Here is a 16,427-nt window from a genome sequence, read left to right as displayed (position 1 = left end):
CCCGATGAATTCGAGACGGCGGATTCAAAAAAAGCAAAGGAGACAGGCGTGCATGACTTTCACAGCTGGGCCGATGCCCGGCCCGACCGCGTTGCGCTGACCATGGGCGACAGCGGCCAGCAGCACACGGCGGGCGCGCTGGCGCAGCGCTCGCGCGAAGTGGCGCAGTGGATGGCGGGGCAGGGGCTGGCGGCCGGCGATACGGTGGCCGTGCTGATGGAAAACCGCGTGGAGATCCTGGAGCTGGTGCTGGCCGCGCGCCTGGCGGGCCTGTACACGGTGGTCATCAGCACCCACCTGACGGCGCCCGAGGTGGCCTACATCCTGGGCGACAGCGGGGCGCGCCATGTCTTTGCCTCGGCCGCCACGGCGGCGCAGCTGCCGGCCGAACTGGCCGCCTCCGTGCATTCGGTGGACGGAGACTGCGCATCCACGGGCCTGCCGTCGCTGGCCGATGCCCTGGCCGCCTGGCGTGCGCAGGCGCCCGCGCCCATCGACCTGTCGGGCCGTCCGCTGGGGCGCGACCTGCTGTACTCCTCGGGCACCACGGGCCGGCCCAAGGGGATCAAGAAGGCGCTGCCGGCGGCGCTCTACCGCACGCAGGCCGACCCCGAATTCCTGGCCTGGCAGCGCAACATGGGCTTTGACGCCGACACGGTCTACCTCTCGCCCGCACCGCTGTACCACGCAGCGCCGCTGCGCTACTGCCTGCGCACGCTGGACGGCGGCGGCGCGGTGGTGATCACGGCGCGCTTCGACGCACAGCAGGCGCTGGCGATGATCGAGCGCTACCGCATCACCCACAGCCAATGGGTGCCGACCATGCTGGGCCGCCTGCTGCAGCTGCCCGAGGAGGTGCGGCACGGCTATGACCTGTCCAGCCACCGCTGCGCCATCCATGCGGCCGCGCCCTGCCCGGTGGCCGTCAAGCAGGCGCTGCTGGACTGGTGGGGCGACATCCTGCTGGAGTACTACGCAGGCTCCGAAGGCTGCGGCATCACCCTGATCAACTCCGCCGAATGGCGCCGGCGTCCAGGCTCCGTGGGCCGCGCCAGCTACGGTCGGCTGCGCATCGTGGGCGACGACGGGCAGGAGCTGCCTGCGGGCCAGATCGGCCGCGTGTTCTTCTCGGACGTGGCGCCCTTCGCCTACCTCAACGACCCCGCCAAGACCCGCGAGGCCATCGACGAGCGCGGCTGGGCCACCTATGGCGACCTGGGCCATGTGGACGAGGAGGGCTACCTCTTTCTCAGCGACCGGCGGGCCGACCTCATCCTGTCGGGCGGCGTCAACCTCTATCCGCAGGAGATAGAGAACGCGCTGGCCACGCACCCGGCCGTGCAGGAGGTGGCCGTGGTCGGCGTGCCCGAGCCCGACTTCGGCGAGCAGCCCATGGCCGTGGTCGTGCTGCGCCAGGGCCACGCGGCCAGCGCCGAGATGGCACGCGCCATCGTCGCCGAGGCCGGCGCCACGCTGTCGCGCCTCAAGCGCCCGCAGCGCCTGCAGTTCGTGGACGAGCTGCCGCGCCTGCCCACGGGCAAGCTGCTGCGCCGCGTGCTCAAGGACAGGCTGCGCGAGCAGCCGCACGCGGGCTTCAACCTGCGCAGCGCCTGAACGGCCCTTCACCGTCTTTCCTCACCGACAACCACCGGATACCGACCCATGCAAGACCTGACCGAGCGCTCCGTCTACCGCGAAGACCATGAACAGTTCCGCGAGCAGGCCCGCCGCTTCTTCGAGCGCGAGATCGTGCCCCACCATGCCGAATGGGAGCGCCAGGGCATCGTGCCCAAGGAGGTCTGGCGCAAGGCCGGGCGCGAAGGCCTGCTCAACCCCATGCTGCCCGAGCCCTATGGCGGCGGTGGTGACTTCGGCCATGCGGCCGTGCTGCTGGAGGAGATCGCGCGCACGGGCGCCAGCGGGTTGGGCTTTCCGCTGCATTCGGACATCGTCGCGCCCTACATCCATGCCTATGGCAGCAAGGTGCAGAAGGACCGCTGGCTGCCGCGCATGGCCGCAGGCGAGCTGATCGGCGCCATCGCCATGACCGAGCCCGGCGCGGGCAGCGACCTCAAGTCCGTGCGCACCACGGCGCGGCGCGAGGGCGACCACTACGTGCTCAACGGCCAGAAGACCTTCATCACCAACGGCATCAATTCGGAGCTGGTCATCGTCGTCGCCAAGACCGCGCCCGAGATGGGTGCCAAGGGCGTGTCCCTGATCGTGGTCGAGGACGGCATGCCCGGCTTCTCCAAGGGCCGCAAGCTCGAGAAGATCGGCCTCATGGCGCAGGACACCTCGGAGCTGTTCTTCGACAACGTGCGCGTGCCGGCCGACCACCTGCTGGGCGAGGAGAACGCGGGCTTCAGGTATCTGATGCACGAACTGGCCCAGGAGCGCCTGGTGGTGGCCGTGCGCGCGGCCGCCTCCATCGAAGCCTTTTTGCACAAGACCATTGCCTACACGCGCGAGCGCAAGGCCTTCGGCCAGCCGGTGTTCGACTTCCAGAACACGCGCTTCAAGCTGGCCGAGGCCAAGGCACAGGCCACCATGCTGCGCGTCTTCGTGGACGACTGCATCGCCCTGCACCTGCGCCGCGCGCTCGCCCCCGACCGGGCCGCCATGGTCAAGCTCAATGCCACGGCGCTGCAAAACCGCCTGCTCGACGAATTCCTGCAACTGCACGGCGGCTACGGCTACATGACCGAATACCAGATCGGCCGCGCCTGGACCGATGCGCGCATAGGGCGGATCTACGGGGGCAGCGACGAGATCATGAAGGAGATCATCGGAAGGACTCTTTGAACCCCTGAGCGGCTGCGCGGGCGTGCGGCGCCCTGATCCGGGGGCGGCCAGCCGGGGCGATGTGTGGCGGCTGCACATCATGAAGGCCCTTGCTCCGGCCGCTTGTCCTAGGCTTTTCCCAAGCCCGATCCGAGTGGGAGAAGCGGCAATTTTCCTTTTGGCAATCCTATTTTTTTGGCAGAAATTGGAATTTCCATAGAGCGGCTCATTCTTCCATGATCTTTCCGTATCGAAAGATCGGGAGGGCGCCCCAACAGGGCGAGAGCACCAATGACACGCCGAGTCACCATCCATACGCCATTGGGCGATGAACTGCATTTCCGTGAATTGCGCGGCCAGGAAAACATCAGCCAGCTCTTCAGCCTTGATGTGGAAATGCTCAGCGAAAACGAAAGCATCGATCCCAAGGCCCTATTGGGCAAAAACGCCACCATAGAAATAGAAACCCAGGGCGGCGGCAGGCGCTTCATCGACGGCATCGTCACCCGCTTCGGCATGCAGGGCCAGGACCACCGCCACTACGCCTACAAGGCGCGGCTGAGTCCCTGGCTGTGGCTGGCCACGCGCAAGAGCGACTTTCGCATCTTCCAGAACCTCAACGTGCCCGACATCATCGAGCAGGTATTGGGCGTCTATGGCCATCCAATGCAAAGGAAACTCACGCGCGCCTATCGCAGTTGGGATTACTGCGTGCAATACAACGAAAGCGATTGCGACTTCGTCTCGCGATTGATGGAGCACGAAGGCATCTACTATTTCTTCGAGCACGCATCGGGCCGGCACACCCTGGTGCTGTGCGACGACATCATTGCCTCGCACGGCGCATTGCCCGGCGGCGAATCCATTCCCTTCTATCCCCCGGAAAAAGCCGCCGCAGGCGACCAGGAAAACATCCACGCCTGGCAGCTGGAGCAGGAAATCAAGCCGGGCCGCCATTACATCGACGACTACGACTTCAAAAAGCCCCGGGCCGAACTTTCCCACATGCGCCGCGATCCACCGGGCCATGCGCACGACGGCCATGAAACCTACGAATGGCCGGGCGGCTACACGGAGTACGGCGACGGAGATGCCTACATCCGCGTGCGCCTGAAGCAAGGCCTCACGGGCCACAGCCGGGTGCGGGGCCAGTCCTGCCACCGGGCGCTGGCCACGGGCTACACCTTCAGCCTCTACAACTACCCGCGTGGTGACCAGAACCGGCAGTACCTGATCACCGGCCTGAGCTACCACCTCAAGGAGAACCCCCGCGTCAGCGCCGTCGCCCCGGGCGCCAAGGGCAGCGCCGCCGAAGACGGCTCCTTCCAGCGCTACGAGCTGCAGGCCCAGCCCACCAGCCTGGCCTTCACGCCGCCGCGCACCACGCCCAAGCCGCGCACCACGGGCCCGCAGACCGCCGTCGTCGTGGGTCCGGCCGGAGAAGAAATCTGGACCGACGAATACGGCCGCATCAAGGTGCAGTTCCACTGGGACCGGCTGGGCAAGAAGGACCAGAACTCCAGTTGCTGGATCCGCGTGGCCACCAACTGGGCAGGCCCGGGCTTTGGCGCCATCTCGATCCCCCGCATAGGGCATGAGGTGGTGGTGGACTTCCTCAATGGCGACCCCGACTATCCGCTGGTCACGGGCTGCGTCTACAACGCGGCCAACATGCCGCCCTGGGCGCTGCCGGCCAATGCCACGCAATCGGGCATCAAGACCCGATCGAGCAAGGATGGCAACCCGGGGTCAGGCATGAAGAACGGCCAGGGCGACGCCAACGCCATCCGCTTCGAGGACAAGGCGGGCGCCGAACAGCTGTGGCTGCATGCACAGAAGGACCAGCTCACCGAAGTCGAGAACGACGAAGACAAATGGGTGGGCAACGACCGGCGCAAGACCATCGACCGGGACGAGACCAGCGTCATCCACCGCGACCGCACGGAGACCGTGGACCGCAACGAGAAGATCGATGTCCACGGCTGGCGCACGGAGGTGGTGGACCTGGACGAGACCCTCACCGTCCACCAGAACCGCACGCGCACGGTGGACCTGGATGAAAGCATCCGCATCTGCAAGAACCGCACGAAAACCGTGGATGCCAATGGACGCGACAGCATCGGCCGCAACTGGACCCTGGCCACGGGGCGCATGAAATCCGAAACCGTGGGCATCGGCTACACCCAGGGCACGGGCCTGTTCAAGATGGTCACCGTGGGGTGTGCCTACAACCTCAACGTAGGCGCGGTGCTGATGAGCAACGTGGGTGTCCTGCGAAGCGACAGCGTGGGGATGGACTGGAGCCGGACCGTGGGGCGCAACCGCCGCGCGCAGGTTGGAAACGATGAAGGCCTCATCGTGGGCAACAACCGCAGCAGCACCATCCAGAACAACGACAGCACCGAGGTAGGGCAGGACCAGGCGGTCAACGTCGGCAACGACCACGCGCTGCGGGTGGGCGCCAACAGCCTGGTCGATGCGGGCGGACAGCTGGCCCTGGCGGCGGGCACCACGCTGACGGTCGATGGGCAACAGGTCATCGTCACCGGCACCCGAAGCATCCGGCTGCAATCGGGGGCGAGCTCCATCGAGATCTCTCCGGCCATGGTCGAGATCAAGTCGCCGCTGGTGAAGATCAACTGCTGAACCCGGGACACTCGCATGGGACAACCTGCAGCAAGAGTGGGCGACATGCATGCCTGTCCCGCCCACGGGGGCGGGGCCATTCTCTCCGGCCAGGCCGATGTGCTCATCGGCGGCATGCCGGCGGCCAGGGTCACGGACCAGGCGCTGTGCCCCCGTTCGCCGCCCGACGCCATTGCCGAAGGCGAAGCCACGGTACTGATCGGCGGCAGGCCCGCAGTCCGCATGGGGGACAGGACCGTGCACGGCGGCGTGGTCGTCTCGGGCTGCACCACCGTCTGGATCGGTGCGAATGCGGGCCGGTGCCTGGCCGAAGCCGCGCAATCGGGGGCCGCCTTCGTGTCGGCCATGGAGGACTGAATCGCCATGTCCACCTTGATCCCCCCAGGCCCCGGCACGCCGGACGACCTCCAGATGGCACGCCAGGCCGTGCTCGAAAAGGTGGCGGCGACCTATGACGGCCTGCTCTACGCCATCGTGGACGCGGCGGCGGATGAGCACCTGCATGACGCCCTTCTGGCCGAGCCGCCGCAGTCGTGCATCACCTGCCTGTATGACGGCATGCCCGCCGCCCGCTATGCGCGCTACGCGCCGTATCTCATGCGGGTGCATGCAGGCAGTCCGCTGTTCCAGCGCTGGCCGCATGAAGGCTGGCAGGCGCACTGGGGCATTTTCCTGATCAGCCGGCTGCCGGCCCCTGCGCTCAAGCGCCATCTCAAGCGGTTTCTGCAGGCCAGGGGAGACGGCGGCCAGCGGCTGTGGCTGCGCTTTTACGACCCGCGCGTGCTGCCTCGCCTGCTGGCGCAGTTCGACCCGGCGCATCTGGGGGACTGGTTCCGCGGCCACAGCATCCTCGCCTGCCTGGCACCGCATCCCGAGGGGATCTGGGTCGGCATGGCGCAACGCAAGTTTCTGGACCACGTCACAGGCCTGGCGCGCCTGGACAGCAGGCAATGGGAGGTGTCTTCGCCATGATGGAAATTTCAACCCTGGAAATGCAGCGCACGCTGCGCCGCAACCTCGTGCCCAGCGAAGAAGGGATTGCCGCCATCGTGCGGCAGACCTGCCATCTCAGCGAGCAGGATTGGCCGCATGACAGGCTGCTGGCCCATACCCGGCGAGGCCTTGACCGCGCGGTGGGCTGGGGCCTGTCGACGCCGGACGATGTCATCGGCTTCCTGGCCTTGCGCCACCAGTTTGGCGAGCGCTTCGACGAATTTCCCGCCGTGCGCAAGTTTCTCTCGCGCACCGACCTGCCGCCTGACGGACGCATCCAGTTGATGATGCTTGAACTGCCGATGGGCATCTGGGACGTGGTGCGGCGGCGCACACCTGCTGGCGAATCGTCCTCGCCCCTCGGCGGGCCTGGCGCATGAGCTGCGAACAACTGGTCCCCGCCTTCATCGCCCTCAATCGCCTGAAGCGGTCCAGGGACCTGTGCAAGGCCGTCGTGCTTGTGGGCTTCAACAAGGTATGCGGCACCCGGGACTTCGACAACGAACTGGACCGCAGGGCGCTGTGCGAGCTGTTTTGCTGCTGCATGACCGGCGGCCTGGGCCAGCGCTGCGTGGCCGGCGTGGTCATGCAGGCCGACGGGTTTGAAGGCTACCGGGGCTACTACAAGCAGGAAGTGCCGTACCGGGACGGTGCGCCAGTCATGTCCCGCAACGAGCCCGTACGACCCACGCGCAGCCGGCCTGCCGGCTCGCGCATCCCGGATGTGGTCGTGGTGAAGAACCCGCGCCTTCCGCCTGTGCTGGACAACGTGCAGCGGGTGTATGAGATGAAATTCCCGGGGGATAAATTTTCTTCAGAATTTGGGCCAGACGGCAAGATACAGTTTCAGGCATATAGCGACATTTTTAAAGAAAAGTTTTTCAAGGATGCCTTAGACGCAGGAAGTTGTGCTTGCGAAGGCGATGGAGAAACGACGAACGAAGGCGTATTGAACCAAGCAATGCGATGGCAGGCCAACAGAGAAAAGGAAATTTATTTGGCAGAACGGGTAAATGCGGATACGGCAGCAGCAATTGGGGCTGCGGCCGGTGCGTCCGCATTGGGGCGTGTACTCCGAGGTGTAGGTGCGGTGGGAACCGCACTGGCAAGAGTCCTCGGCGTGACATTTTGAAGCAATGGCTTCGGTACGGTCAGATATGGAGATGGATATGGCTAAAGACTTTAATAAACCTTTAAGCACCAAAGAACTGCAAAAAGCTACCGTGGCGACTATGGATATTCTGAAAGCGATGGTATTACAGAATAGATTTGGACGTATTTGCGCAAGAGCTGGGTGGACCATCGAAATGGTGTTCCATGAAGGGGATTCACTGGCCGTACGTGAGCGTGCATGGAAAGTGATTGATCTGTTTTGTGAGGTTGTTGGCGCAGACAAGCTTGCAATATGGTGGGGTCTGGCGCCTATGTCACTGACCAGCAAGCAAGCACAAGCGAGAATTGCCAAACACAAGCCGAGTACGCTTAACAATCCCGAAGGGTTTGCGATGATTTTTGATCTAGCTTCGGGAAATCCAAAGCCACCAGATGACTGGGTTGAAAATGCTCAAGACTTTCGACTTCACTGCCGTATAAACAACGATGAAGGTATTTGGCTACATGACCGCCATATCTCGCCTGGCATAGGTCCTGCCATGTCTTTCATTCGCATGGCGTTTCCCGCATGGTGGATTCTGGGTCAGCCGCCCGAGCGCAATGTGGGCCGGATCACCTCCCAGGTGGTGGAATTAATGCAACCCTTCTGGGCTATTGCCGGGTGGGGTGTCATTCCTGCAGTGGAAGAACGCAATATTGGACCCGATGGCAAGGGCCAGCAGGTGCTGTATCCCTATCTGAAGCGGTTCCCAGGATTGAATGCCATAGGAAGTCTTGCATTGTTCGATCATGACTTCAACAACGCCATGTACAGCATCAACTGGCTGAGTTTTGTCAGCGATGCCTTGCTGGAAAAACTGGGCGGGCGAGAGGCCGTGCGAAAGCAGGTGGAGGCCAGTCAGTATCTTTCGGCCGGGGATGTGGGCAACTGCCTGGGAATCCGTGCGGGAGACTTTCCTGGTCTGGGGGATATGGAGCAGGGACTGACACTGCCAGCCTTTGGCGAGGCGGCGCGCCTGCTCAAGCCTGTTCGCGCCAGATCCCGGCTCAACAACTTCATCGGCCCACCGCCTTCGGGCTCCAATGATGAACATGCGTGGCTGCTGGCATGCGATGCCTATATGAGTCGGTTTGATTTGTTCTGATTTCTGATGTTTCGAAGGAATGGGGAAGATCACAATGGCTGCGGAACATGATTTCGATTGGCCTTGGGGCAATGAGAAGGCGGATGCTTCAACCGTGGCGACGATGGATATTCTCAAGGCGCTGGTACTGTGCAATCAGTTCGGTGATGTCTGTGCAAGAGCCGGCTGGACCATTGAAATGGTGTTTCATGAGGGGGATTCCTTGGCTGTGCGTGAACGTGCATGGAAAGTGGTTGATCTTTTTTGTGAGGCCGTAGGGAGGGAGAAATTGGTTTATTGGTATGACGGAATGCCTGCCATGCTGACCAGCGCAGTGGCACAAAAGAAGTTGACCGCGAAGAAGCAGAAGAGCTTGGATAACCCTAAAGGTTACGCATTGATTTTCCATATGGCATCGGGTAAGCCAAATCCTCCTGAAGCGTGGGAGAACAACGCTCAAGATTTTCGTCTTTATTGCTGTATTGAGAACGATGAGGGTATTTGGCTGCATGATCGCCATATATCACCTGGCATAGGTCCTGCCATGTCATTTATTCGCATGGCATTTCCTGCGTGGTGGATTCTAGACCAGCCACCTGAGCACAATGTGGGCCGGCTTACCACCCAGATGGTGGAGTTGATGCAGCCCTTCTGGGCTATTGCAGGCTGGGGCGTCCTGCCCGCAGTAGAAGAACGCAATATTGGACCCGATGGCAAGGGTCAGCAGGTGCTGTATCCCTATCTGCAGCGGTTCCCCGGATTGAATGCCCTGGGCAGTCTTGCATTGTTCGATCATGACTTCAACAACGCCATGTACAGCATCAACTGGCTCAGTTTTGTCAGCGATGCCTTGCTGGAGAAGCTGGGCGGGCGGGAAGCGGTGCGCAAGCAGATCGAGGCCAGCCAGTATCTTTCGGCCGGTGACGTGGGCAACTGCCTGGGAGTCCGTGCGGGAGACTTTCCTGGGCTGGGGGATATGGAGCAGGGACTGACACTGCCAGCCTTTGGCGAGGCAGCGCGCCTGCTCAAGCCGATTCGTGCCAAATCCCGGCTCAACAACTTCATCGGCCCACCGCCTTCGGGCTCGAATGATGAACATGCGTGGCTACTGGCATGCGATGCCTATATGAGCCGGTTTGACGGGTTTTGAATGGAAAGCACCATGAAGCCACAGCCCATCGCCCCGTTGATGGATGCCGTGTTGCGCACGCTGGGACGGCATAGCCGGCAGGATTACCTGCGCCTGGCTCTGCACCAGGCGGGATTGAGCGATGCGCAGCTGCTGAAGATCGATCACGCCCCGCCTTACCCGGTGACATGGGCGGAGACGGGGCTGGGCCTGGTCCTTCAACGCCTGGCCTGGGGCGACATGCCAGGCGCTCCGACATGGGGCGTGCACAGCGTGACCCTGGATGCGCAGCGCTGGAAGGGGTCCTGGCCCATGGGCCTGGATCCGGAGACCGTGACCGCGCAGGAATTCGTCAGCCTGCTGGCCCAGGACCAGTCCGAGGCGCTGTGCCTGCCCCAGATGGCCTGCTGCACGACCTGCGGTTTCGACGAGCAGACATGGGCACTGGTGGCAGTCTTTGGCGGCGCCAGCGGCGCTTTGCAGAATTTGACGATGAGCCGGGTCGGGGAATGGGTGGGGCTTTCCATGCTCCCGGCCTTGCAGGGAGCCGGGTAGCGGGTGGGCCACGTGGGCCATGTGGGGCGATAGGGCCCCGTGGGCGCCAGTTCCGACCGGGCGCCACGGACATGGCGGCGCGGCTACACTGCGGGCCATTCATTCGAGGGGCTGGCCGTGGCCGGTTCCTTCTCCCTGTTTTCCCTAGAGATTTCCGCCATGTCCAACGACGCCCACGAAGCCACCGCCCTGCCCGACGAGCCTGCCCTGACGCCCGAGGCGCTGGAGGAGCTTGACGATCTGCTCGACGAGCTGCGCACGCGCGGCGAGGAGATTCCGCAGTGGGAGTTCTGCGACGGTTTCCTGACGGCGCTGATCTGCACGCGCCGCGAGGTGCCGGCCGCCGAGTGGCTGCCCATGCTGCTAGGCGACGGCGGCACGCTGGAGGTGGCCGAGGGCCAGCCGCTGCCGCTGATGGAAGTGTTCAAGGACGCGGCGCAGCAGGCGCGCTTTCTGGAGCTGGTGGGCCTGCGCATGGACGAGATCCGCACCCAGCTGGACGCCGACGTGAAGACGCTGGAAGACGACCGCACCTTCCAGCCCGAGGCCATGGACATGCGCGGCGCCATCCTGTCGCTGCCCGAGGAAGAGCGTCCCGATGACGGCGAGATTCCCTCGTTCGGCCAGATCTGGGCGCTGGGCTTCATGTTCGTGGTCGAGAACTGGGCCGAGGAATGGGCCGCGCCGCGCGACAAGGAAGCCGCCGGCTGGCTCAACGAGGCGCTCAACGCCGTCGTGGCCCTGACCGAGGATGACACCGGCAAGCCCGAAGTCTGCATGTACGACGAGGACGGCCCCGCCAGCACCAGCCAGGAGCGCGTGGAGCAGTTCGGCGAGGCCATCTGGGCGCTGTACGACCTGCGCCAGATCTGGAAGAGCATGGGCCCGCGCCAGGAAACCATCGTCAAGGGCGAGCAGCCGGGCCGCAACGACCCCTGCCCCTGCGGCAGCGGCAAGAAGTTCAAGAAGTGCCACGGCGCCTGAGCGCCCGCGCCACAGGCTTTGGATGCACGGGCCATGAGACATATCGGTGAACGCATACGCGCCCGCCGCGCCGAACTGGGCATGACCCAGGGCCGGCTGGCCGAGGCCGCAGGCATCACGGCCTCGGCCGTGTCGCAGATCGAATCGGGGGCCATCCGCACCCTCAAGAACGACACCCTGGCCCGCGTGGCCCTGGCGTTGCAGACCACGGCGCTGGAGCTGACGGCTGGCCTGGAAGACGACAACGCGCCGCTGCCCGTGGACGAGCAGCGCCTGCTGGAAAGCTACCGCGCCCTGCCTGCACCGCTGCAGGAGATCGCGCACCGGCTCATAAAAGCCTTGCGCTGATCAGCGCATTGAGGCGCTGCAGGGCATGGACCACGGTGGCCTGGCGCACGGCGGCGCGGTCGCCGTCAAAGCGCAGGCATTCGCTGTGCGTGGTGCCGTACACGTTCCAGCCGAACCAGACCGTGCCCACGGGCTTGGCGGCGCTGCCGCCGCCCGGCCCGGCCACGCCTGTCACGGCCACGCTGCACTGCGCGCGTGAGTGGGCGATGGCGCCTTCGGCCATGGCGCGCGCCACGGGCTCGCTCACGGCGCCGTGTTCGGCGATCAGCGGCTCGGGCACGCCCAGCAGGTCGTGCTTGGCCGCGTTGGAGTAGCTGACAAGGCCGCGCTCGAACCATTCGCTGGAGCCGGCGCGGTCCGTGCAGGCCGCAGCGATCATGCCGCCCGTGCAGCTCTCGGCCGTGGCCAGCATCCAGCCGCGCTGCAGCAGCAGGCCTGCCAGGGTTTCGACGAGTTCGTTGGATGCGTTCATGCCAGCTCCTTCAGCCGATGAAATGGCGCCACAGGGCGATGACCAGCAGCGTGCAGAAGGCGGCCACCAGGTCATCGAACATGATCCCCCAGCCGCCGCGCCAGCCGAAGCCCTTGAAGCACCGGTCCGCCCATTTGACGGGCTGGGGCTTGGCGGCGTCGAAGAAGCGAAACAGCCCAAAGGCGATGAGCTGGCCCCAGAAGCCCGTGGGCATGACCAGCCACAGCACCAGCCAGAAGGCCACGATCTCGTCCCAGACCAGGTTGCCGGGATCGGCCACACGCATGTGGCGCGCCGTGACCGTGCAGGCCCACCAGCCCAGGGGAATGCTGCCCGCGATCAGCAGGCCGATCTGCTGGGGCGTGAACCAGTGCTGCAGCAGCAGGAAGGACAGCCAGGCCCACAGCGTGCCCACGGTGCCGGGCGCGATGCGCCCCAGCCCCGAGCCCAGCCCCATGGCGATGAAGTGGGCCGGGTGGGACATCATGAATTCCAGCGTGGGGCGTGCCATGCCGCCCTGCGGCGGGCCTTCCGGTGGGCGCGCCGCAGAGGCAAAGGTGGGGGTAGCAGGATCGCCGGAAACCTCCGGCCGCAGCGGCGCGTCACTCATGGGGCCAGATCATAAGCGCGGCCCTGGTGCTTCACTGACGCTCTTCGACCGCCAGATCCTGCGGATGGCGAATCTGGTGGCGGGCCTCGAAGCTGGCGCTGGCGCCAGCGGCCAGCGGCTGCTGCCAGGCGATCATGCCGTTGCGGTCGTTCCAGCGCGTGGTGGACGGCTGCGGGTTGTATTGGGACTGCACGCGGATCTGCTCGTTGCGCGAGACGGGTGCGGCGTCCACCACCTGCAGCTCGATGGCGCGGTCATGGCGGTTGTCCACCTGGAAGCGCCGCGTGACCTGGCGTTCGGTGCTGCTGCTGAGCAGGCCGCCGCTGCCCGTGGCCGAGTCCACGGGCAGGTTGCGCACCACCACCTTGTCATCGCGGCCGAAGGACAGGCCCTGGGCCAGCGCGGCGGCGTTGCCGAAGTCCAGCCGGCCCTGGCCGGCGAAGGCGCCATCGCGGAACAGGGCCACGGGGCCTGCGGGCCAGACGCCGGCCGGCACGGCCAGCTGGGCCACGAGGTAGGCGGCCTCTTCCACGGCGGGCGCCGTGCGCGTGAGCAGGGTGGCCGGCAGGTTCTGCGAGCCCAGGGCCAGGGTCACGCGCTCGCTGCTGGAGGGCACGCTGATGCGGTAGGGCACGGAGAACTGCGTGGCGTAGGCGGTGTTGAGGCTGGCGACATCGAGCACCGGCAGTTCGGCGGCCTCGCCGGCCGCCCCGGGCTTGCGGGCGCGCTCCAGCATCATCGCAGGGGCCGCCGGGGCCGGCGCTGGCGCAGGGGCCATGGCGGCCACGGGGCGGGGCCGTTCCACATCCAGCGTCCAGGGATTGGGCAGGCGCGCCTGCGTGCTGCGCGAAGGCTGGCCGGTGGACAGCAGCAGCTGCACCTGGCTCCAGTCCTCGCCGCTGTTCTGGGCCACCAGGGCCAGGCGTTCGATGGCCACCGTGCCCTTGGCCGGGTCCAGCTGGGCGCGGTAGGTGGGCTGCCAGCTCGGGCCGCGCACCTGGTAGGTCAGCTGCACATTGGCATCGGCCGGGCTGGCCAGTTGCACGGTGACCTTCATCACCTGGGCGTTGCCTGCGCCCGTGCGGTCGCGTTCGAGCTGCAGCGGCCTGAGCTGCTCCTGCAGCGCCTGCTTTTGCCGCAGGATCTGGTGGGCGCGCAGCGTGTTGCCGCGGCTGGTGCTGCGCAGCGCCTCGGTGGCGGCGCCCAGCTGGCTGGCGGCGGGCAGGGCGGGGGCTTTGGCGTCATCGCCGGGCTTGGCCAGGCCCTGCAGGTAGTCGCCCACGAGCTTGGCGGCGGACTCGTCGGCCTCCAGCGCGGCCAGCTGGTCTTCCAACGTGCGGATCTGCTGCTCCAGCGGGCTGGCGCAGGCCTTGGAGGCCAGTTCGCGCGGCTGCGACTGCAGCTTGTAGTCGCCCAGGCGCACGCCGGCATCGGCGCTGACCTGCAGGCTCTGCGGGTCGATGGAGCCCGGCAGGCACTCGAACACCAGCTGGCGCGTGGCGGCCGTGATGCGCGCCGTGCGCTCCACCGAGGCCACGCCCGCATACAGGGTGACGCGCGCGATGGGGGCGCGGGCGATGGTGGCTTCCTGGGCTTGTGCCTGGGCCTGGACCGGGGTGCCTGCCAGCAGGAAGCAGGCGGCTGCCAGGGCAGAGAGGGCGGGCAGGGCGGAGCGTTGAACCATGGGCAGTCCTTCTCGGATGAAAGTGGTTTGGCGCGGCGTCAGGCCGCAGCGAAGTGGTCGAATGAGGTCCACCGGGGCGCCATGGCCGCTCCGTCCGGGCCGATCAGCCGCAGGCCGGGCTGCTCCTCGATGCAGCCGATGCGCGTGACGCGCGTGGCGCTGTCGCGGCCTGCGGCCTGCACGGCATCGCGCCGGTCGGCCGGGGCCGTGAAGCACAGCTCGTAATCGTCGCCGCCGGACAGGGTGCACTGGTGCAGCAGGTCGATGGCCAGGGGCGTGTGCCGGCCGGCATCGAGCAGCGGCGTGATCAGGCGCGTGTCCAGGCTGGCACCCACGCGGGATTGCTCGAGGATGTGGCCCAGGTCGCCCAGCAGGCCGTCGCTCACATCCAGCGCGCTGCTGGCAATGCCGCGCAGCGCCTGGCCCAGGACCACGCGCGGCGTGGGCGCTTCCAGGCGCTGGCGCGCGGCGGCCAGCGTGCCGGGTGGCAGGGTGGTGTGATCCAGCAGGGCTTCCAGCGCCAGGCGGGCATCGCCCAGGCTGCCGCTGACCCAGATGTCGTCGCCTGCGCGCGCGCCGCTGCGCAGCAGGGCCTGGCCGGGCGGCACTTCGCCGAAGACGGTGATGCAGATGTTCAAGGGCCCCTGGGTGGTGTCGCCGCCGACCAGCTCGCAGCCGTGGGCGTCGGCCAGGGCCAGCAGGCCGCCTGCGAAGGCCTCGGTCCAGGCCGCATCGGCGCGCGGCAGGGACAGGGCCAGGGTGAAGGCCAGCGGACGCGCGCCGCAGGCCGCCAGGTCGGACAGGTTCACGGCCAGGGATTTGTGGCCCAGCAGGCGCGGGTCCACGTCGGCGAAGAAATGCCGGCCCTCGACCAGCATGTCGCTGGAGACGGCCAGCTGCATGCCCGGCGCCGGGGCGAGCAGGGCGCAGTCATCGCCCACGCCCAGGGCGGCGCGGCGCACGGGGCGCTGGAAGAAGCGGCGGATCAGGTCGAATTCACCCACGGTGGCGGCTTTCGGAGGCGGTTGGCGATCGGGCTATTGTGCTGCGAGGTTCGTGCTGCCCCGTATCAGGTGGTCTCGCCCGCACCGGGCCGATGCTCCAGCGCCAGCGCGTGGAAGGCCTGGGCGGCCGGCGACAGGCTGCGCTGGCGCCTGCGCACCAGGTACAGGTCGCGCCGGCGGTCGGCATCGGCCAGCGGGCGCGTCACCAGGCCAGGCTGCACGAAGTGGAACAGCGCCAGGGCCGGCACCACGCTGATGCCCAGGCCCGCGCGCACCATGCCCATCACGGTGGCCAGGTGCTCCACCTCCAGCAAGGTGTTGAGGGGCGGGGCCTGTTCCTGCGATTCCAGGTACTGGCGCACGCTGCTGTGGCGGGCGAGCTGGATGAAGGGCTGGTCCCGCAGGTCGGCCATGGCCGGCGCGGGCAGGGCCGCCAGCGCATGGTCGGCGCGGCAGACCAGGTGCAGCCGGTCGGCGCAGAACCATTCGGCCTGCAGCTCCTCGGTGTCGGCGCGGATGGCGGCCAGCGCCAGGTCGGCCTGGCCCGAGGCCACCTGGGCGATGCACGATTCGGACAGCAGGTCCGACACCTGCAGCTGTATGCCCGGATGGCGCGCATGGAACAGCGCCAGCACGGGCGGCAGCCAGGCCGCCGCCAGCGAAGGCAGCAGGGCGATGGACACGCGCCCGCGCTGCAGCGCCGCCGCCTCGCGCAGGCCCTGCACGGCATCGCCCAGGTCGGCGCGTATGCGCTGCGCGACATCGAGAAACTGCGCCCCCTCCTGCGTCAGCGCCACGTGGCGCGTGCTGCGGTCGAACAGGCGCACGCCCACGCCGTCTTCAAGCCCCTTGATCAGGGCACTGAAGGCCGGCTGCGACAGATGGCAGCGCTGCGCGGCCAGGGTGAAGCTGCTGAGCTGGGCCAGGGCGATGAAGGCATCGAGCTGGCGGGAGGAGATATTCATCGGGTTTTTGGATAAG

At 66.4% G+C, this 16,427-nt stretch carries 17 protein-coding genes; 12 read left to right on the top strand and 5 right to left on the bottom strand.

Annotation, left to right across the window (positions count from 1 at the left end; all coding sequences use genetic code 11):
• Nucleotides 1-48: 48 nt before the first annotated feature.
• The 12 genes from ACRSCF_RS30125 (at nt 49) to ACRSCF_RS30070 (ending at nt 11,676) form a co-directional block, all read left to right on the top strand.
• Nucleotides 49-1,614, top strand: a complete 1,566-nt coding sequence (locus ACRSCF_RS30125; RefSeq protein ID WP_154836273.1) for an AMP-binding protein — start codon at nt 49-51, stop codon at nt 1,612-1,614.
• Between the two features lie 48 nt (nt 1,615-1,662).
• On the top strand, nt 1,663-2,805 hold the full coding sequence (locus ACRSCF_RS30120) for an acyl-CoA dehydrogenase family protein (protein ID WP_016450523.1): 1,143 nt from the start codon (nt 1,663-1,665) through the stop codon (nt 2,803-2,805).
• A gap of 270 nt (nt 2,806-3,075) precedes the next feature.
• A complete protein-coding gene (locus ACRSCF_RS30115) occupies nt 3,076-5,430 on the top strand; it encodes a type VI secretion system Vgr family protein (protein WP_324622878.1) in 2,355 nt (784 codons plus the stop codon).
• Nucleotides 5,431-5,475: 45 nt separating this feature from the next.
• Nucleotides 5,476-5,787, top strand: coding sequence for a PAAR domain-containing protein (locus ACRSCF_RS30110; protein ID WP_034367920.1), 312 nt, complete (start codon nt 5,476-5,478; stop codon nt 5,785-5,787).
• A 6-nt stretch (nt 5,788-5,793) separates the two neighbouring features.
• Entirely contained in the window at nt 5,794-6,402 is a 609-nt protein-coding gene (locus tag ACRSCF_RS30105; protein WP_244387669.1) for a DUF4123 domain-containing protein, read from the top strand.
• A 20-nt stretch (nt 6,403-6,422) separates the two neighbouring features.
• A complete protein-coding gene (locus tag ACRSCF_RS30100; protein ID WP_227469546.1) occupies nt 6,423-6,803 on the top strand; it encodes a hypothetical protein in 381 nt (126 codons plus the stop codon).
• Nucleotides 6,800-7,555 (top strand): hypothetical protein, encoded by a 756-nt coding sequence (locus tag ACRSCF_RS30095; RefSeq protein ID WP_034367907.1) that lies wholly within the window; start codon nt 6,800-6,802, stop codon nt 7,553-7,555. Before ACRSCF_RS30100 ends, ACRSCF_RS30095 begins: the two co-directional genes overlap by 4 nt.
• A 37-nt stretch (nt 7,556-7,592) precedes the next feature.
• The gene (locus tag ACRSCF_RS30090) at nt 7,593-8,681 is read left to right on the top strand and encodes a type VI immunity family protein (protein ID WP_244387668.1); all 1,089 of its coding nucleotides are present in this window, start codon (nt 7,593-7,595) and stop codon (nt 8,679-8,681) included.
• A 34-nt stretch (nt 8,682-8,715) separates the two neighbouring features.
• On the top strand, nt 8,716-9,810 hold the full coding sequence (locus ACRSCF_RS30085) for a type VI immunity family protein (protein WP_052151738.1): 1,095 nt from the start codon (nt 8,716-8,718) through the stop codon (nt 9,808-9,810).
• Nucleotides 9,811-9,822: 12 nt separating this feature from the next.
• A complete protein-coding gene (locus tag ACRSCF_RS30080; RefSeq protein WP_244387667.1) occupies nt 9,823-10,344 on the top strand; it encodes a hypothetical protein in 522 nt (173 codons plus the stop codon).
• A 159-nt stretch (nt 10,345-10,503) separates the two neighbouring features.
• Nucleotides 10,504-11,328 (top strand): UPF0149 family protein, encoded by an 825-nt coding sequence (locus ACRSCF_RS30075; RefSeq protein WP_013804727.1) that lies wholly within the window; start codon nt 10,504-10,506, stop codon nt 11,326-11,328.
• Between the two features lie 33 nt (nt 11,329-11,361).
• Nucleotides 11,362-11,676, top strand: a complete 315-nt coding sequence (locus ACRSCF_RS30070) for a helix-turn-helix domain-containing protein (RefSeq protein ID WP_012202639.1) — start codon at nt 11,362-11,364, stop codon at nt 11,674-11,676.
• Here the strand turns inward: ACRSCF_RS30070 and ACRSCF_RS30065 are convergent.
• The 5 genes from ACRSCF_RS30065 to ACRSCF_RS30045 all read right to left on the bottom strand — a co-directional run bounded on the left by ACRSCF_RS30065 (nt 11,657) and on the right by ACRSCF_RS30045 (nt 16,411).
• The gene (locus ACRSCF_RS30065) at nt 11,657-12,148 is read right to left on the bottom strand and encodes a CinA family protein (protein WP_047219825.1); all 492 of its coding nucleotides are present in this window, start codon (nt 12,146-12,148) and stop codon (nt 11,657-11,659) included. The genes ACRSCF_RS30070 and ACRSCF_RS30065 overlap by 20 nt on opposite strands.
• A gap of 10 nt (nt 12,149-12,158) precedes the next feature.
• Nucleotides 12,159-12,659, bottom strand: a complete 501-nt coding sequence (locus tag ACRSCF_RS30060; protein WP_026062211.1) for a phosphatidylglycerophosphatase A family protein — start codon at nt 12,657-12,659, stop codon at nt 12,159-12,161.
• A gap of 130 nt (nt 12,660-12,789) precedes the next feature.
• Nucleotides 12,790-14,442 (bottom strand): DUF4139 domain-containing protein, encoded by a 1,653-nt coding sequence (locus ACRSCF_RS30055; RefSeq protein ID WP_244387666.1) that lies wholly within the window; start codon nt 14,440-14,442, stop codon nt 12,790-12,792.
• Nucleotides 14,443-14,480: 38 nt separating this feature from the next.
• Entirely contained in the window at nt 14,481-15,446 is a 966-nt protein-coding gene (gene thiL, locus ACRSCF_RS30050) for a thiamine-phosphate kinase (protein ID WP_244387665.1), read from the bottom strand.
• A gap of 65 nt (nt 15,447-15,511) precedes the next feature.
• A complete protein-coding gene (locus ACRSCF_RS30045; RefSeq protein ID WP_034367901.1) occupies nt 15,512-16,411 on the bottom strand; it encodes a LysR family transcriptional regulator in 900 nt (299 codons plus the stop codon).
• Between the last annotated feature and the right edge of the window lie 16 nt (nt 16,412-16,427).

It is taken from the genome of Delftia sp. 11MD, assembly GCF_050907895.1.
Classification (GTDB): Bacteria; Pseudomonadota; Gammaproteobacteria; order Burkholderiales; family Burkholderiaceae_C; genus Comamonas; species Comamonas tsuruhatensis.
Note: the sequence above shows the minus strand (reverse complement) of the source record. Positions and strands in the feature narration are given on the sequence as shown.

What these genes read in the sequence shown, in the direction of transcription:
- ACRSCF_RS30100 (WP_227469546.1), top strand. Translation starts at nt 6,423, where the DNA reads ATGCAGCGCACGCTGCGCCGCAACCTCGTGCCCAGCGAAGAAGGGATT.
- ACRSCF_RS30105 (WP_244387669.1), top strand. Translation starts at nt 5,794, where the DNA reads ATGTCCACCTTGATCCCCCCAGGCCCCGGCACGCCGGACGACCTCCAG.
- ACRSCF_RS30120 (WP_016450523.1), top strand. Translation starts at nt 1,663, where the DNA reads ATGCAAGACCTGACCGAGCGCTCCGTCTACCGCGAAGACCATGAACAG.
- ACRSCF_RS30045 (WP_034367901.1), bottom strand. Translation starts at nt 16,411, where the DNA reads ATGAATATCTCCTCCCGCCAGCTCGATGCCTTCATCGCCCTGGCCCAG.
- ACRSCF_RS30055 (WP_244387666.1), bottom strand. Translation starts at nt 14,442, where the DNA reads ATGGTTCAACGCTCCGCCCTGCCCGCCCTCTCTGCCCTGGCAGCCGCC.
- ACRSCF_RS30095 (WP_034367907.1), top strand. Translation starts at nt 6,800, where the DNA reads ATGAGCTGCGAACAACTGGTCCCCGCCTTCATCGCCCTCAATCGCCTG.
- ACRSCF_RS30075 (WP_013804727.1), top strand. Translation starts at nt 10,504, where the DNA reads ATGTCCAACGACGCCCACGAAGCCACCGCCCTGCCCGACGAGCCTGCC.
- ACRSCF_RS30115 (WP_324622878.1), top strand. Translation starts at nt 3,076, where the DNA reads ATGACACGCCGAGTCACCATCCATACGCCATTGGGCGATGAACTGCAT.
- ACRSCF_RS30070 (WP_012202639.1), top strand. Translation starts at nt 11,362, where the DNA reads ATGAGACATATCGGTGAACGCATACGCGCCCGCCGCGCCGAACTGGGC.
- ACRSCF_RS30065 (WP_047219825.1), bottom strand. Translation starts at nt 12,148, where the DNA reads ATGAACGCATCCAACGAACTCGTCGAAACCCTGGCAGGCCTGCTGCTG.
- ACRSCF_RS30090 (WP_244387668.1), top strand. Translation starts at nt 7,593, where the DNA reads ATGGCTAAAGACTTTAATAAACCTTTAAGCACCAAAGAACTGCAAAAA.
- ACRSCF_RS30110 (WP_034367920.1), top strand. Translation starts at nt 5,476, where the DNA reads ATGCATGCCTGTCCCGCCCACGGGGGCGGGGCCATTCTCTCCGGCCAG.
- ACRSCF_RS30080 (WP_244387667.1), top strand. Translation starts at nt 9,823, where the DNA reads ATGAAGCCACAGCCCATCGCCCCGTTGATGGATGCCGTGTTGCGCACG.
- ACRSCF_RS30060 (WP_026062211.1), bottom strand. Translation starts at nt 12,659, where the DNA reads ATGGCACGCCCCACGCTGGAATTCATGATGTCCCACCCGGCCCACTTC.
- ACRSCF_RS30085 (WP_052151738.1), top strand. Translation starts at nt 8,716, where the DNA reads ATGGCTGCGGAACATGATTTCGATTGGCCTTGGGGCAATGAGAAGGCG.